The sequence below is a fragment of the Cognatiluteimonas lumbrici genome (assembly GCF_006476065.1).
GTDB classification, from domain to species: Bacteria; Pseudomonadota; Gammaproteobacteria; order Xanthomonadales; family Xanthomonadaceae; genus Cognatiluteimonas; species Cognatiluteimonas lumbrici.
In genome coordinates this window covers 887,826-903,260 of sequence record NZ_ML636798.1, presented here as the reverse complement: position 1 = coordinate 903,260, position 15,435 = coordinate 887,826, and the positions used below count along the sequence as shown (strand labels likewise).

Genomic DNA, 15,435 nt, shown 5'->3' with positions numbered 1-15,435 from the left:
CTTTCCACGGGGATCGACCCATGCGCATGCGGCACTTCGCCTTCCTGCTGGCCGGACTGCTGGCGGCTTCCCCGGCGGCCGGCGCCACCGAAGCCGACCACTGGACGGTACCGGTGGCGGTCCGGACGCTCGACAACGGCCTCACCGTCGTGGTGTCCGAGGACCACAGTTCGCCCACCGTGGGCGTGAGCGTCGTCTACCACGTCGGCATGCGCCTGGAGCCGCGCGATCGCACCGGCTTCGCGCACCTGTTCGAGCACCTGATGTTCGAGGGCACGCCGAACGCCCCCGAGGGCACCTTCGACCGCGTGATCACCGGCGGCGGCGGCCGCAACAACGGCTCCACCCGCGCCGACTTCACCAACTACATCGAGGTCGCGCCGGTGTCGGCGCTGGAGTCGATCCTGTGGCTCGAGGCCGACCGCATGAAGACCCTCGACTTCAACCCGGTCACGCTGAAGAACCAGCAGGACGTGGTCAAGGAGGAGATCCGGGTCAACGTGAAGAACCAGCCCTACGGCGGCTTCATGTGGATCGACATCGGCCAGCACGCGTTCTCCAAGTGGGAGAACAACCACGACGGCTACGGCAGCTTCGAGGACCTGGAGAACGCCAGCCTCGAGGACGTGGCCGCCTTCCACCGCGACTACTACGGTCCCAACAACGCGGTGCTCGGCATCGCCGGCGACATCACCCCGGAGCAGGGCTTCGCGCTGGCCGAGAAGTACTTCGGCGGCATCCCGGCGCGGCCGACCCCGCCCGAGCCCGACTATGCCGAAGGCCTCAACACGCAAGAGAAGCGCGTGGTCCAGGGCGACGCGCTGGCGCAGGTGCCCGCGATCGCGGCGGCCTGGAAGATGCCGGACCGCGGCAGCAGGGACCAGGCGGCAATGGCGGTGCTCGGCGACGTGCTCGCCGGCGGCGACGCCTCGCGCTTCTACCAGGGCCTGGTCAAGGGCCGCGAGCTCGCGCTCAACGTGGATTCGCTGTACGGCCTGACCGACGCCTGGACCTACGACGGCCCGACCCTGTTCACCGTGTTCGCGCTGTACAAGCCCGGCGCCACCGCCGACGCGCTGCTCGCCGCGATGGACGAGGAGATCGCCAAGGTCGCCGCCGAAGGCGTGGGCGACGACGAGCTCGCGCGGGTCAAGACCCGCATGCTCGCCGACTGGTACGACGGCCTCGAGTTCTTCATGAGCCGCGCCGACCGCCTGGCCAAGCTGCAGACCCTGTGGGGCGACGCCAACGTGGTCAACCGCATCCCGGGCTGGATCGAGGCGGTGACCTCCGCCGACCTGCAGCGCGTGGCGCGCACCTACCTGGCGAGCAGCAACCGCACCGTCATCGACCGCGTGCCCGAGGCCATGCTGGCCGCGCGCAAGCAGGAGCAGACCCCATGAGCATGAAGACCGCGACCACCGTCCTGCGCCGCACCGCGCTCGCCTGCGCGCTCTCGCTGCTGGCGGCGACCGCCGCGCACGCCGGCCAAGATGCACCGCTGCCGAAGGAACTGCCGCCGTTCGCGCCGGACAAGCCGCTGCCGGTGCCGGAGATCGTGCAGCGCACGCTCGACAACGGCCTCACCGTGTGGGTGGTGCCGCGCGACGGCGTGCCGCGCGTGGACTTCGTGCTCGCCGTGCGCGGCGCCGGCAACGCGGCGGATCCCGCCGACGCCGCCGGGTTCGCCGACATGCTCGCGGGAATGCTCCCCGAGGGCACCACGCGACGCGATTCGCGCGCGATCGCCGAGACCGCCCAGGGCTTCGGCGGCGGCATTGGCGCCGGCGCCGGCGCCGACGGCATCACCGTGAGCGCCAACGCGCTGCCGTCGCACGCCGCGGGGATGCTGGCGCTGCTCGCGGAAGTCGCGCTGCAGCCCGCGTTCCCCGCCGACGAGGTCCGCCTGCAGCAGGCCAACGCGCTGCAGCAGCTGAAGGCGTCCGAATCGCAGCCCGGCTTCCGCGCGACGCGCGCGCTGCTGGCCGCTGTCTACGGCGACCACCCCTACGCCCGCACGCAGCCGACCGAGGCCGGCATCGCCGCCGCCACCCCGGAGGCGCTGCGCGCCGCGCATGCGGCCCGCTTCCGTCCCGACCGCGCATTGCTGGTGGTGGCCGGCCGCATCGGCGCCGACGACGCCCTGCGCCTGGCCGAACAGGCCTTCGGCGATTGGCAGGCCAGCGGCGACGCGCTGCCCGAGGCGCCCGTCGCCAGGCGCGAGGCGCCGCCGGCGCGGGTGCTGGTGCAGCGCGACGGCAGCGTGCAGTCCACCATCCGCATCGGCCGGCCCGCGATCCCCGCGACCGATCCCGACTACGTGCCCATGCAGCTCGCCAGCACCGTGCTCGGCGGCGGCTTCAGCAGCCGCGTCAACCAGAACCTGCGCGAGGACAAGGGCTATACCTACGGCGCCAGCGCCTACCTGGCCGCGTCCCGCAACGGCGGCCGCCTGCAGGCCGGGGCCGACGTGCGCAACGAGGTCACCGGGGCGGCGCTGTCGGAGTTCTTCAGCGAGTTCGAGCGGCTCGCCGACGAGCCGGTGCCGGCGCAGGAGCTGGAGGACACCAAGCGCTACGTCGCCGGCGGCTACCTGATCACCAACCAGCTCCAGGGCGCGGTGGCGGGCTCGCTGGCGAGCAACTGGATGTCGGGGCTGCCCGCGGACTTCCTCGGCCGCTACGTGCCGATGATCCGCCAGGTGGACGCGGCCACGGTGCAGGCGATGGCGCGCAAGTACTGGGATCCGCGCCAGCAGTCGATCGTGGTGGTCGGGGATGGCGGCGCGATCGCCGGCCAGCTCGAGCCCTTCGGCGAGTTCGGCCCGCCGCGTTAGGGCGCGGCGTCAGATTCCCGCGACGCGACGCGCCTCCAGGAACTTGCGGCCCCAGTAGCCGTCCTCGAGCGACGACACGGTGACGTCGCGCCCGGTGCGCGGTGCATGCACGAAGCGGCCGCCGCCCAAGTAGATGCCGACGTGGTCCACGCGGCCGCGGCGGCCGAAGAACACCAGGTCGCCCGGGGACATGTGCGAACGCTCGACGACCTGGCCGGTCTTGGCCATGTCGCGGGAGACGCGCGGCAGCTCGATGCCCAGGGTGGTGCGGAACACGTAGCCGACCAGCCCGCTGCAGTCGAAGCCGGCGGTGGTGGTGCCGCCCCAGCGGTAGGGCGTGCCGAGCAGGGCCAGCGCGCGCTTGAGCACGCTCTGGATGCGCGCCGGCTCGGGCGCGTCCTTGGCCTTCGGCTCGGCAACCGTGGAGGCTGCCGCGGTGGCGGGCGCCGGCGAAGCGGTACTGGCAGCCTCCGCGTCCGCGTCAGGCATCGCCGGAATGGCGGCGGCGGCCGGGACTGCCGGCGCCGACAGCGCCGCGGGCACCACGGCGGCTATGGCATTGGCCTGCAGGGCGGTCGCCGTGCCTCCGGTGGAGGCGGCGTCCTGGGCCAGCGCCGGCGAAGCGGCGAGGGCGAGCAGGCAGAACAGGAGGCAGGAACCTGGGCGGGAGGCGCGGCGGCCGGTGCGCTGGTCGGGTTTCGTCACGCGCTGTCGACTCTGGTGAGCAGGGCGTGATGGTGACGGACGCAGCGCCCGAACAGGTTCAGATTCCGTTAGCGCCGCGTGAAGAACGACCGGGAAATTGCTAGCGCATTCAGTGATGTAGAAGCGTCAGGGGACCTCAAAGGACCCGCTTCGCGCCGCTGTAATGGTTGCGCCAGTAGGGTCCGTCGAGCCGGTCCAGGCGCACGGTGCCGCCGGTGCTGGGCGCGTGCACGAAGCGGCCGTCGCCGACGTAGATTCCGACGTGGGTGACGCTGCCCCCGCTGCCGAAGAACACCAGGTCGCCGGACGCGAGGCGCTCGGGCGCGATGCGCGGGCCCTGGAACTCGGCCAGCGCGCGCGAGGTGCGTGGCAGCCGCAGGTCGAGCATGTCGCGGTAGACGTAGTTGACCAGCCCGCTGCAGTCGAAGCCGCCCTCCGGCGTGTTGCCGCCGTAGCGGTAGGGCGTGCCGACCAGGCTGATCGCGCGCATCAGCACGGCGTTGGCGGCGGCGGGGTCGGTGGGCATGGCGTCGGCGCGGGCCGCTGGCGGGGGTGCCGCGGCGCGCACGCGCTCGCCGCCACCACAGCCGGCGAGCAGCGCAAGCAGGCACGCCGCCGCCGCGCCGCGCGCGAGCGGGTTTGGCATGCAGCCGGCCTTGCCCGGATAATGCGTCCCCATTCGCAGGATCCTAGCCCAGCCATGAAGATCGAGAAAGACCGCGTCGTCCGCTTCCATTACGCCGTGTCCGTCAAGGACGGCGGCGACGTGGAGAGTTCCGAGGGGCGCGAGCCGCTGGCGATCCTCGCCGGGCACGGCAACATCATCCCGGGGCTGGAGAAGGCGATGGAAGGGCGCGAGGCGGGCGACCGCTTCGAGGTGGACGTGCCCGCGGCCGAGGCCTACGGCGAGAAGCGCGAGGGCATGACCCAGCGCGTGCCGAAGAAGCATTTCCGCGACGCGAAGCTCGCACCGGGGATGCAGGTGGTGCTCAACACCAACTTCGGCCCGCGCCCGGTGACCATCCAGAAGGTGGGCATGAGCGTGGTGGACGTGGACCTCAACCACCCGATGGCCGGCAAGGACCTGCACTTCGACGTCGAGATCGTCGACGTGCGCGAGGCAACGCCCGAGGAGATCGAGCACGGCCACGTGCACGGCGAGGGCGGGCACCACCACTGACATGGCCGCCGGGGCCGCCACCGTGCTGACGCCGGTCGGCGAGGGCGAGCGCATCGTCACCCTGGATGTCGTCCGCGGCTTCGCGCTGCTCGGCATCTTCCTGATGAACGTCGAGTTCTTCGGGCGCGCGCTGGCCGACCTCGACAGCGGCATGGTCCCTGGTACCAGCGGCCTCGACCACTGGGCCGCCTGGTTCGTGCACGTGTTCGTGCGCGGCAAGTTCTGGACCATGTTCTCGCTGCTGTTCGGGATGGGCTTCGCGGTGATGCTCGGGCGGGCGGAGGCGCGCGGCGCCCCGTTCGCCTGGCCCTACCTGCGGCGCACGCTGGTGCTGGGGTTGTTCGGGCTGGCGCATTTCGTGCTGCTGTGGGGCGGCGACATCCTGTACAGCTACGCGGTCGGCGCGCTGCTGCTGCTCGTGGTGCATGCGATCTGGCGAAGGGCCTTTGCCGAGGGGCCGGCGCGCGGTATCCGCAACACCGGCGTGGTGCTGTACGTGCTGCCGTTCGCGCTGATGCTGGCGGCGGCCGCGGCCTCGCTTGCCGGCGACTTCCAGCTCGCCCCCGAACAGCAGGCGGAGCAGGCCCGGCAGATCGCCGAAGTCGAGGCGCGCATCGCCGGCGAGACCGAAGTGATGCAGGCCGGGAGCTATGGCGACGCGGTGGCCTGGCGCCTGCAGGAGCTGCCGCGCCAGCTCGCGATCAACTCGTTCTTCGCGGTGATCGTGCTCGGCGTGTTCCTGGTCGGCGCCTGGCTGGTCCGCTCCGGCATCATGCGCGAGCCGGCCGCGCACCTGCCCGTGTTCCGGCGCATGGCCCTGGTGGGGATCCCGGTCGGCCTCGGCCTGGCGCTCGTCGGCGCGGCGATCGAGACCACCCACGTGCGCGGCGTCAACGACGCGCGCTTCCAGCTGGCGCTCGCGCTCGACACCCTCGGCGCGCTGCCGGCGAGCCTGGGCTACATCGGCGCGCTGGTGCTGGCCTTCCACGGCCCGATGCGGCGCGTACTGGGGCTGCTGGCCCCGGCCGGACGCATGGCGCTGACCAACTACCTGCTGCAGTCGCTGGTCGGCATCCTGCTGTTCCACGGCTACGGCCTGGGGCTGTGGGGCATGGGCCGCGCGGCGCAGCTGCTGCTGGTGCTGCTGGTGTTCGCGGCCCAGGTGGCGGCCTCGCACTGGTGGCTGCGGCGCTTCCGCTACGGGCCGGTGGAATGGCTGTGGCGTTCCGCGACCTACCTCCGGTTCCCGCCGATGCGACGCGCCCAGGCACTGCCCGCGTGACCGCGCGATCGTTACACTTCGCAAATGGGAACTCGCGATGACGTCCTCGTCGTAGGCGGCGGGGTGGTGGGGCTGGCCTGTGGCCTGGCCCTGGCGGAGAGGGGGAAGCAGGTGCGGGTGGTGGACGCCGGGCGGATCGCCGGCGGCAGCTCGCACGGCAACTGCGGCACGCTCACGCCGAGCCATGCGCTGCCACTGGCGGCGCCCGGCGCGGTGGGCAAGGCCTTGCGCTGGATGCTGGTCCCCGACGCGCCGCTGTACATGAAGCCGCGCATCGACCCGGTGCTCTGGTCGTGGCTGCTGCGCTTCGCCGGGCGCTGCAACGCCAACATGATGATGCGCAGCGCCGCGGCCAGGATCGCGCTGCTGCAAGCCTCGCGCGAAGCCTTCCCCGAGTGGATCGCAAGCCACGGCATCGACTGCCATTTCGCCGAGACCGGCACCGACCACGTGTTCCGCACCGAGCGCGAGCTGCAGGACTACCTGCCCGGGCTCGAGGCGCTGGCCGGGATCGGCGTCGCCAGCGAAGTGATCGACGGCGCCGACTACGAGCGCCAGGAACCGGCGGTGCTGCCGGGCGTGGTCGCCACGGTGCGCTTCCCTGGCGACGCCAGCCTGCGACCCGACCGCTACGCGGCCGGACTGGCGCGCGCGCTGCAGCAGGCCGGCGGCTCGCTGGTGGAATACAGCGAGGTGCGCGGAATCGACGAATCGGGCGACGGCGTGCGCGTGTCCACGACCACCGGCGAGTTCCTGGCCGGCGACGTGGTGCTGGCGGTCGGCGCCTGGTCGCCGAAGCTGGCGCGCAGCCTGAAGCTGCCGCGTCTTGCCAGCCTGATGCAGCCCGGCAAGGGCTACTCGATCACCTACGACCGCCCGGCGCTGGCGCCGAAGCGGCCGCTGACGCTGCAGGAGCGCAGTGTCTGCGTGAGCGTGTGGGAGAGCGGCTACCGGCTCGGCAGCACGATGGAGTTCTCCGGCTTCGACACCACCCTCAACCGCCGCCGCCTCGATGCGCTGGAGCGCGCGGCGCGCGAGTACCTGCACGAAGCAGTGGGCCCGGTGAAGCGCGAGGAGTGGTACGGCTGGCGGCCGATGATGGTGGACGACGTGCCGGTAATCGGCGCGGTTCCGGGGCGGCGCCGGCAATGGCTCGCGACCGGGCACGGGATGCTCGGCGTCAGCATGAGCGTCGCCACGTCGCGGCTGCTCGCCGACCTCGTGACCGGCGAGACACCGGCACTGGATCCGGCGCCGTATCGCCTGGAGCGTTTCGGGCGCTGACGCGTGCGCGCGGATGCGCGCGCAAACCTGAATCGGCAAGCTTCCGGCGTGCGTGCTTCACGTTGGAACGATGTGCGTTCGCGCAACCTGTGGCGTGGCAATCAAGCCACGACCCAACGACAGGAGTTTCCCCCATGGCGAACGAGAACGAACACAACGTAGGCAAGGGCACGGGCGCCGTGGCCGGCGCGGTGGCCGGTGGCGCGATCGGTTCCGCGGCCGGTCCGGTCGGTACGGCGGCGGGCGCGGTGATCGGCGGCGTGGCCGGTTATACCGCCGGCGGCGCGATCGCCGAGTCGGTGAACCCGGAGGAGTACGACCGCCACTGGCAACAGACCTACTCGAGCACGCCGTACTACAGCGACCGCTACAACTGGAACGATTACCAGCCGGCGTACCAGTACGGCTACAACCGCTACGGCGAGTACCAGGGCCAGCGCTTCGAGGACGTCGAACCGCAGCTCGAGCGCGACTGGGAGTCGGCGCGCGGGCAGTCGCGGATGGCGTGGAATGACGCCAAGGGCGCGGTGCGCGATGGTTGGCACTACATCGAGCGCGCGGTGCCGGGCGACGCGGACCGCGACGGCCGCTAAGCCGTTCCGGAACGGCTCCCTGTTCGAGCCGCTGCGCCGGATGCGAAGGGCCCCGACATACGCGGGGCCTTTTGCGTCTCCGCCGTCGCGCTACTCCCGGGCTTCTTCCCAGGCACGCCTCGCGCCCGCGCGCACGACTTCCCACGGCGTGTCGTGGGCCACCGCGTTCCAGGCCTTGTGCAGGTGGACTTCCACCTCCGGCCATTCATTGCCGGGGAACTTCTCCCGCGCGGCATCCAGGATGGCCTCGAGCATCGCGGGCAGGGGCAAGTGGTCGCGCATGCCGGCGACATTAACCGCGCTTGAACGACGGCTTCAGTGCGATACCGCACACACCGCCTTCACGCGAAAGCCGGGCCTTCGCACAGGCGGTGGTAATCCTCGTGCAGCAGGCGCGAGCACTCGCAGGCGTGCAGTTCCAGCGCCTCGCGGTCGTCGAGCCGGATCCATCCGCGGCCATAGCTGATCGCACCAGCGCCCTGCAGCCTGCTGACCGCCTCTGTCACGCCCTCGCGGCGCACGCCGAGCAGGTTGGCCACCGCTTCGTGGGTCACGCGCAGGATGCCGCCGCCCTGGCGCTCGAACCCGAGCAGCATCCAGCGGCACAGCTGTTTCTCGATCGTGTGGTGGCGGTTGCAGATCGCCACCTGGGTGAGCTGCGCCAGCAGCCAACGTGTGTGGCGCAGGACCATGTCCTGGAACGGTCCGCCCAGCCGGAACTCGCGTTCCATCACCTCGGCGCGCATCGCCAGCGCATCGCCGCCGGACTGGACCACGACCCGGGTGGCGGCGTGCGCGGTCCCGGTCAGCGGGCTCACGCCGACCATGCCCTCGTTGCCGATGCTCAGGATTTCCCCGGTCTCGCCGTCCATGGTGGTGTAGCGGACGGACACGGTCCCGCTGCGCAGGAAATAGACGTGGCCGTCGCAGGTCGCTTCGTCCCTGCCGGGGCCGGACTCCATCAGCACCCGACCGGCCTCGAGGAGGACATGGCGCAGGTCCGGCGCCAGGCGCAGGCACAGCGCCTTCGGAAGGCGGGCCAGCAGGCGGCTGGAGGACGCTTGGGGTCGTACTGGTGCGATCGCGGACAGGGACATGTCTCCGGGAGTGGGGAAGGGCCGGACATGAACAGGCTCCGGCCTGGCCACAGAGTGTGCAGGGCAGGCGGGACGAGAGGTGAATTCGGGCGCCGTGGCGCGCGCGACCGCGTGAAGCATTCAGCAACGCGTCGGCGGCGTGATTCGCGCCCTACAGCGACCGCGAGGCGCGGGTGTCGAGCTGCATGGCCTCGCGCAGCACGCGCAGCGCGCGATCGTTGCGCGCGCGGGTGATGGATGCGCAGCAGTCCGGGGGCACGCTCACCCGCAGGTCGCGCATGTGGGCGTCGGCGGCGGTGGTCAGCACGCAGCCGTCGCCGGCGATGCCGGTCACCACCACGTGCTCGACCCCGAGCTGCGCGAGCAGGATTTCCAGCGGGGTGGCGAGGAAGGCCGAGTGCTTCGGCTTGAGCACCAGGTAATCGTCGTGTTCCGGGGGGATTGCCTCGGCCAGCGGCGCCCCGGGCGAATCCGGCTGGCTGCAGATCGCGACCAGCTCGCGGAAGTCGGACAGCCAGTGGGTGAAGTTGTCGTTGCAGTAAATCACCGGCACCCCGCGCGCCTTGAGCCGGCGCTTGAGCCGCGCGAGCGCGGGCAGCATCGGCAGCGCCTGGCGCAGCAGCCGGTCCGCGCCCGGGAAGTCCATCGGGTTGATCATGTCCACGATCAACAGCGCCGACTTCCCGGGTGACGCGGCGGGCATGCTCAGGCGGTGATGCGGTCGAGGGCGGCGGCGAGGCTGCCCGCGCTGGTGGGGCGCACCACCCGTGCCAGCTCCTGGCCGTCGCGCAGGAACACCAGGGTCGGCCACAGCTTGACCCGGAACGAACGCCCCAGCACGCGGCCGGGCCCGTCCTCGACCTTCAGGTGGCCGACGCTTGGGTAGTCGGCGAGCGCGCGTTCGACCAGCGGCTGCGCGGCGCGGCAGTAGCCGCACCAGTTGGTGCCGAACTCGAGCACCATCGGCCCGGCGAGGGCGGCGATCTCGCTGCGTTCCGGCTGCTCGGGTGAATAGGGCTTCATGGGGCCAGCATCACGCCGCCCCGTTCAGCATGCCGTGAAGCCCCGCGCGCCCGGTCAGGAAACGTTCGGTTCGCTGAACGCCTCGATTTCGCCCTTGAACTCGTTGATCGGGACGCACGAGCAGAACACGTTCTTGTCGCCGTAGACGTTGTCCACGCGCGCCACCGGCGGCCAGTATTTCTGCAGCTTGAGCGAGGGCAGCGGGAACGCCGCCAGCTCGCGCGGGTAGGCGTGGGTCCACTCGCTCGCCGACACCTGCGCCGCGGTGTGCGGGGCGTGCTTGAGCGGGTTGTCCTCGCGGTCCATGCGGCCGTCCTCGATCGCGCGGATCTCCTCGCGGATCTGGATCATGGCGTCGCAGAAGCGGTCCAGCTCGGCCAGCGACTCGGATTCGGTCGGCTCGACCATCAGCGTGCCGGCGACCGGGAAGCTCAGGGTCGGGGCGTGGAAGCCGAAGTCGATCAGGCGCTTGGCCACGTCCTCGGCGGAGACGCCGGTGCTGTCCTTGAGCGGGCGCAGGTCGAGGATGCACTCGTGCGCGACCAGCCCGTTGCGGCCGGTGTACAGGGTCTCGTAGTAGGGCGCGAGCCGCTTGGCCACGTAGTTGGCGTTGAGCAGCGCGACCTGGGTGGCGCGGTGCAGGCCCGAGGCGCCCATCATCGCGATGTACATCCAGCTGATCGGCAGGATGCTGGCCGAGCCGAAGGCGGCGGCCGAGACCATGCCCACGCCGGGGCCGAGCTGCTCGCCGTCGCGCGGACCGGTCGAGGGCAGGAACGGCGCCAGGTGCGCCTTGACCGCGCAGGGGCCGACGCCGGGGCCGCCGCCGCCGTGCGGGATGCAGAAGGTCTTGTGCAGGTTGAGGTGCGAGACGTCCGAACCCCACTTGCCGGGCTTGGCCACGCCGCACAGGGCGTTCATGTTGGCGCCGTCGGTGTACACCTGGCCGCCGTGCGCGTGCACGATCTCGCAGATCTCGACCACGTCCTCCTCGAACACGCCGTGCGTGGACGGGTAGGTCATCATGATCGCGGCGAGCCGGTCGGAATACTTCTCGGCGTTGGCGCGGATGTCCTCGACGTCGACGTTGCCGTTGGCGTCGCACTTGGTCACCACCACGCGCATGCCGCAGAGCTGGGCCGAGGCCGGGTTGGTGCCGTGCGCCGACTCGGGGATCAGGCAGACGTCGCGCTGCGGCTCGCCGCGGGCGCGGTGGTAGGCGCGGATCGCGAGCAGGCCGGCGTACTCGCCCTGCGCGCCGGAGTTCGGCTGCAGGCTGACCGCATCGTAGCCGGTGACCTCGACCAGCATCGCCTCGAGCCCGTCGATCAGCTCCTTGTAGCCGAGCGCCTGGTCGGCCGGCGCCAGCGGGTGGATGTTGGCGAACTCGGGCCAGGTGATCGGAATCATCTCGGCCGTGGCGTTGAGCTTCATCGTGCACGAGCCCAGCGGGATCATGGTGCGATCCATCGCCAGGTCCTTGTCGGCCAGCGCGCGCATGTAGCGCAGCAGCTCGTGCTCGCTGTGGTGGGTGTTGAACACCGGGTGCTGCATGAACTTCGACTCGCGCAGCAGGCCGGCCGGCAGCGCGTCCGGGGTCTCGCCGTCGAGCGCGTCCACGTCCAGGTCCACGCCGAACAGCGAGGCCAGCGCGACGATGTCGCCGCGGGTGCTGGTCTCGTCGAGGCTGATGCCGAGCGAGCGGTCGTCTATCGATCGCAGGTTGATGCGCAGCGCTTCCGCCTTCGCGTGGATCGCGGCGGCATCGACGTTGGTCACGTGCAGGGTGTCGAAGAAGCCGTCGCCGACGTGGGCGCCGGACCTGCGGATCGCGGCGGCCAGGATCGCGGCCAGGCGGTGCGTGCGGCGGGCGATGCGGACCAGGCCCTCGGGACCGTGGTAGACCGCGTACATCGAGGCCATCACCGCCAGCAACACCTGCGCGGTGCAGATGTTGGAGGTCGCCTTCTCGCGGCGGATGTGTTGCTCGCGGGTCTGCAGGGTCAGGCGGTAGGCGTGCTGGCCCTCGGCGTCCACCGAGACGCCGATCAGGCGGCCGGGCATCGAGCGCTTGTAGGCGTCGCGGCAGGCCATGAACGCGGCGTGCGGGCCGCCGAAGCCGTAGGGCACGCCGAAGCGCTGGGTGTTGCCGACCACGATGTCGGCGCCCCATTCGCCGGGGGACTTCAGCAGGGTCAGTGCCAGCAGGTCGACGGCCACGCACACCAAGCCGCCACGGCCGTGCACCGCCTCGGCAAGCGCGGCGTAGTCATGGGCCGCGCCGAAGGTGTCCGGGTATTGCAGCATCACCCCGAAGCAGTCCATCGCCGCGAGGTCGGCGTCCGGCGCCACCGCCACCTCGATGCCGAGCGGCTCGGCGCGGGTGCGGATCACCTCGATGGACTGCGGGTGCAGGCCGCTGGAGACGCCGAACACGTTCGACTTCGCGCGGCTGGAGCGGCGCGCCAGGGTCATCGCCTCGGCGCAGGCGGTGGCCTCGTCGAGCAGCGAGGCGTTGGCGATCTCCATGCCGGTGAGGTCGGCGCACATGGTCTGGAAGTTGATCAGCGCTTCCATGCGTCCCTGCGAGATCTCCGCCTGGTACGGCGTGTACGCGGTGTACCAGGCCGGGTTCTCGAGGATGTTGCGCAGGATGACGTTCGGCACGTGGGTGCCGTAGTAGCCCTGGCCGATGAAGCTGCGGAACACCTGGTTCTTCGACGCGATCGCGCGGACCTTGGCCAGCGCGTCGACCTCGGTCATCGGCGGCGGCAGCGCCAGCGGCTCGCGGATGCGGATCGAGCCGGGGACGATGGCGTCGGTCATCGCATCGAGCGAGTCGTGGCCGACCGTGCGCAGCATGTGCGCGATCTCGGCGTCGTTGGGGCCGATGTGGCGCTCGACGAAGGCGTCGTGGTGCTCGAGCGAGCGCAGGGAAGCAGGAGTCTTGGTCATGGCGGGCGGCAGTTGGGAAAGGGCGCCCCTCTGTCCTTTTGCCTGAGAGTTTGAAGCGCCGGGGGAGGGATCGCGCTTCGTGCACCTTCGGCGCCGGCAGTCTTCGAGGAAGCCACCGGTCTCTCCAGAGTTTTCGCAACCGGTGGTGCTGGGGCCTGAGCGATTACGGGCGTTGCGCCTTCGGCAGCGGGTCTGGCCCGCTTCTCCCACCGGCTGGTTGCTGCAGGGGGATTATAGGTCAGGACATGGGCTCGGGTGGGGTCCGTTCCGGGTCGCCGGGGAGCGGGATGCATTCGCCGTTGTCCAGGTCCGGGAGCTTCATCCGGCCGGCCCGCCAGTCGGCCTTGGCCTGCTCGATCCGTTCCTTGCGCGAGGACACGAAGTTCCACTCGATGAAGCGCTCGCCCAGCGGCTCGCCGCCGAGCAGCATCAGCAGGGCCGGGCCGCAGGCGGCGGTGAGCGTGACCGGACCGGGGCCGAACACCAGCATGGTCCCGGCCTCGTGGCATTGCCCGTCCGACTCGACCGCGCCGGTGACCACGTAGGCGGCGCGCTCCGGGTGCTCGTCCGGGAGCTGCACGGTGGCGCCCTCGTCGAGTTCGCAGTGCAGGTAGAACAGCGGCGAATGGGTGCGCACCGGCGAGGCCAGGCCCCAGGCGGTGCCGGCGACCAGGCGCGCGCGCAGGCCGCCGTCCTCCACCTGCGGCAGCACGCCGGCGTCGTAGTGGTCGAAGACCGGGTCGCTCTCCTCGTCGCGCTCCGGCAGCGCCACCCACGACTGGATGCCGTGCATCGGCCCGCCGTGGGCGCGCGCCTGCTCGAAGCGCTCGGAGTGGGTGATGCCGCGCCCGGCGGTCATCCAGTTGACCTCGCCCGGACGGATCGGCTGCTCGGAGCCGACGCTGTCGCGATGCATCATTTCGCCCTCGAACAGGTAGGTCACGGTCGACAGGCCGATGTGCGGGTGCGGGCGCACGTCGATCTCGCGCGGAATCCCCGGCGGGAAGGTCGTCGGCCCGATATGGTCGAAGAAGATGAAGGGCCCGACCATGCGCTGGCCGCGCACCGGCAGCACCCTGCCGACCTCGAAGCCGCCGCCGAGGTCCTTGCGGCGCTGCTCGATGATGCGCTGGATCATGCTTCCTCCCTGGGCGACGGCCGTCACGCGGCGGCAACGCCACCATAGCGCGAAGCGCGTCGGCACCGGACAATGGCGCCTTCATGCCTTCGAACCCGCCGCCCATTCCGCTGCGCCGCCTGGCCCTGCTGCTCGGCGGGCTGGCCATGTTCGGGCCGTTCTCGATCGACACCATCTTCCCGGCGTTCCCGGAGATGGGCGCGGCGCTGGGCGCGGACAAGCTGGCGATGCAGCAGACGATCAGCGTCTACCTGATCGCCTACGCGCTGATGAGCGTGGTGCACGGGCCGCTGTCGGATGCGATCGGGCGGCGCCGCGTGATCCTCGGCGGGCTCGGCGTGTTCACGTTGGCCACGGTCGGCTGCGCGCTGTCCACGGACCTGGGGACGCTGCTCGCGTTCCGCGCGCTGCAGGGACTGTCGGCGGGCGTCGGCCTGATCGTCGGCCGCGCGGTGATCCGCGACGTGCTGCAGGGCGACGACGCGCAACGGCTGATGAGCCAGGTGTCGATGATCTTCGGCATCGCCCCCGCGATCGCACCGGTGATCGGCGGCTGGATCCTCGGCTGGAGCCACTGGCCGATGATCTTCTGGTTCCTGGTCGCGTTCTCGGCGGCGCTGCTGCTGGCCACCTGGCGCGCGCTGCCGGAAACGCACCCGCCGGCCGAGCGGCTGGCGCCGCGGCCGCGCGAGTTGCTCCGCGGCTACGCGGGGATCTTCCTGAATCCGCGTTTCCAGCGGTTGGCGGCGGCCGGCACCTTCAACTTCGGCGCGCTGTTCCTGTACATCGCCTCGGCGCCGGCCTTCGTGCTGGACATCCTCGGCCTGGGCCAGGACGCGTTCGCGTGGTTCTTCGTGCCGATGATCGGCGGAATGATGGTCGGCGCGTGGACCTCGGGGCGCATCGCCGGGCGCGTCAGCGGGACCGCGCAGACGCGGCTGGGCTTCGCCTGCTGCGGCGTCGCGGTGGCGGCGAACCTGCTCTACAACCTGCTGGTGGACCAGCCGGCGGTGCCGTGGGCGGTGCTGCCGATGATGCTCAACGCGTTCGGCGTGGCGCTGGTGTTCCCGATCCTGACGCTGGCGATCCTCGACATGTACCCGCGCCAGCGCGGCAGCGCGTCGTCGCTGCAGGCGTTCACCAGCCTGGTGTTCAACGCCGTGATCGCCGGCGTGCTGTCGCCGCTGCTGAGCGACCACCCGGTGTGGCTGGCGTCGGGCGCGGTGCTGTTCGCGTTCCTGGGCTGGGCGATCTGGCACTGGGAGATGCGGTCCGGCCCGCGCATGCCCCCCGGCGACCCCGAGTACGCCGCCGCCCTCGAGCCCACCGAACGGCTGTAGCG

The 15,435-nt window shown here is 71.2% G+C and carries 15 protein-coding genes and 2 riboswitches; of the genes, 7 read left to right on the top strand and 8 right to left on the bottom strand.

Going from position 1 to position 15,435, the window contains the following annotated elements:
- The first annotated feature begins 20 nt into the window (after window positions 1-20).
- Complete coding sequence (locus E4F25_RS04460) at window positions 21-1,403, top strand: M16 family metallopeptidase (RefSeq protein WP_140909014.1); 1,383 nt, start codon at window positions 21-23, stop codon at window positions 1,401-1,403.
- Entirely contained in the window at window positions 1,400-2,836 is a 1,437-nt protein-coding gene (locus E4F25_RS04455; RefSeq protein WP_220433180.1) for a M16 family metallopeptidase, read from the top strand. The genes E4F25_RS04460 and E4F25_RS04455 overlap by 4 nt, the downstream gene beginning before the upstream one ends.
- Before the next feature lie 9 nt (window positions 2,837-2,845).
- Here E4F25_RS04455 and E4F25_RS04450 read toward each other — a convergent pair whose 3' ends face one another.
- Both E4F25_RS04450 and E4F25_RS04445 read right to left on the bottom strand, forming a co-directional pair.
- The gene (locus tag E4F25_RS04450) at window positions 2,846-3,541 is read right to left on the bottom strand and encodes a C40 family peptidase (protein ID WP_246069746.1); all 696 of its coding nucleotides are present in this window, start codon (window positions 3,539-3,541) and stop codon (window positions 2,846-2,848) included.
- A gap of 136 nt (window positions 3,542-3,677) precedes the next feature.
- Window positions 3,678-4,220, bottom strand: a complete 543-nt coding sequence (locus E4F25_RS04445; protein WP_140909013.1) for a C40 family peptidase — start codon at window positions 4,218-4,220, stop codon at window positions 3,678-3,680.
- 21 nt (window positions 4,221-4,241) lie between these two features.
- Between E4F25_RS04445 and E4F25_RS04440 the strand changes: the two genes are divergently transcribed.
- From E4F25_RS04440 to E4F25_RS11445, 4 genes are all read left to right on the top strand, one after another.
- Window positions 4,242-4,721, top strand: coding sequence for an FKBP-type peptidyl-prolyl cis-trans isomerase (locus tag E4F25_RS04440; RefSeq protein ID WP_140909012.1), 480 nt, complete (start codon window positions 4,242-4,244; stop codon window positions 4,719-4,721).
- A gap of 1 nt (window position 4,722) precedes the next feature.
- Window positions 4,723-6,003 (top strand): DUF418 domain-containing protein, encoded by a 1,281-nt coding sequence (locus E4F25_RS04435; RefSeq protein ID WP_140909011.1) that lies wholly within the window; start codon window positions 4,723-4,725, stop codon window positions 6,001-6,003.
- 24 nt (window positions 6,004-6,027) lie between these two features.
- Window positions 6,028-7,287, top strand: a complete 1,260-nt coding sequence (locus E4F25_RS04430; protein WP_140909010.1) for an NAD(P)/FAD-dependent oxidoreductase — start codon at window positions 6,028-6,030, stop codon at window positions 7,285-7,287.
- A 134-nt stretch (window positions 7,288-7,421) separates the two neighbouring features.
- A complete protein-coding gene (locus tag E4F25_RS11445; RefSeq protein WP_181168199.1) occupies window positions 7,422-7,880 on the top strand; it encodes a glycine zipper domain-containing protein in 459 nt (152 codons plus the stop codon).
- Window positions 7,881-7,970: 90 nt separating this feature from the next.
- Here the strand turns inward: E4F25_RS11445 and E4F25_RS04420 are convergent, their stop codons facing one another.
- From E4F25_RS04420 to E4F25_RS04395, 6 genes are all read right to left on the bottom strand, one after another.
- Window positions 7,971-8,162, bottom strand: a complete 192-nt coding sequence (locus tag E4F25_RS04420; protein WP_140909009.1) for a hypothetical protein — start codon at window positions 8,160-8,162, stop codon at window positions 7,971-7,973.
- 59 nt (window positions 8,163-8,221) lie between these two features.
- Window positions 8,222-8,977, bottom strand: coding sequence for a Crp/Fnr family transcriptional regulator (locus E4F25_RS04415; protein ID WP_181168198.1), 756 nt, complete (start codon window positions 8,975-8,977; stop codon window positions 8,222-8,224).
- A 151-nt stretch (window positions 8,978-9,128) separates the two neighbouring features.
- Entirely contained in the window at window positions 9,129-9,680 is a 552-nt protein-coding gene (locus E4F25_RS04410; RefSeq protein ID WP_140909007.1) for a cysteine hydrolase family protein, read from the bottom strand.
- Between the two features lie 2 nt (window positions 9,681-9,682).
- A complete protein-coding gene (locus tag E4F25_RS04405; protein WP_140909006.1) occupies window positions 9,683-10,000 on the bottom strand; it encodes a thioredoxin family protein in 318 nt (105 codons plus the stop codon).
- 54 nt (window positions 10,001-10,054) lie between these two features.
- Complete coding sequence (gene gcvP / locus E4F25_RS04400) at window positions 10,055-12,955, bottom strand: aminomethyl-transferring glycine dehydrogenase (protein ID WP_140909005.1); 2,901 nt, start codon at window positions 12,953-12,955, stop codon at window positions 10,055-10,057.
- A gap of 28 nt (window positions 12,956-12,983) precedes the next feature.
- Window positions 12,984-13,085, bottom strand: a riboswitch (glycine riboswitch).
- A gap of 3 nt (window positions 13,086-13,088) precedes the next feature.
- A riboswitch (glycine riboswitch) is annotated at window positions 13,089-13,174 on the bottom strand.
- Window positions 13,175-13,193: 19 nt separating this feature from the next.
- Entirely contained in the window at window positions 13,194-14,093 is a 900-nt protein-coding gene (locus E4F25_RS04395; RefSeq protein ID WP_140909004.1) for a pirin family protein, read from the bottom strand.
- A gap of 83 nt (window positions 14,094-14,176) precedes the next feature.
- On the opposite strand from E4F25_RS04395, the gene E4F25_RS04390 reads away from it, so the two are divergent.
- Window positions 14,177-15,433 (top strand): multidrug effflux MFS transporter, encoded by a 1,257-nt coding sequence (locus E4F25_RS04390; RefSeq protein ID WP_140909003.1) that lies wholly within the window; start codon window positions 14,177-14,179, stop codon window positions 15,431-15,433.
- The last annotated feature ends 2 nt before the right edge of the window (window positions 15,434-15,435 follow it).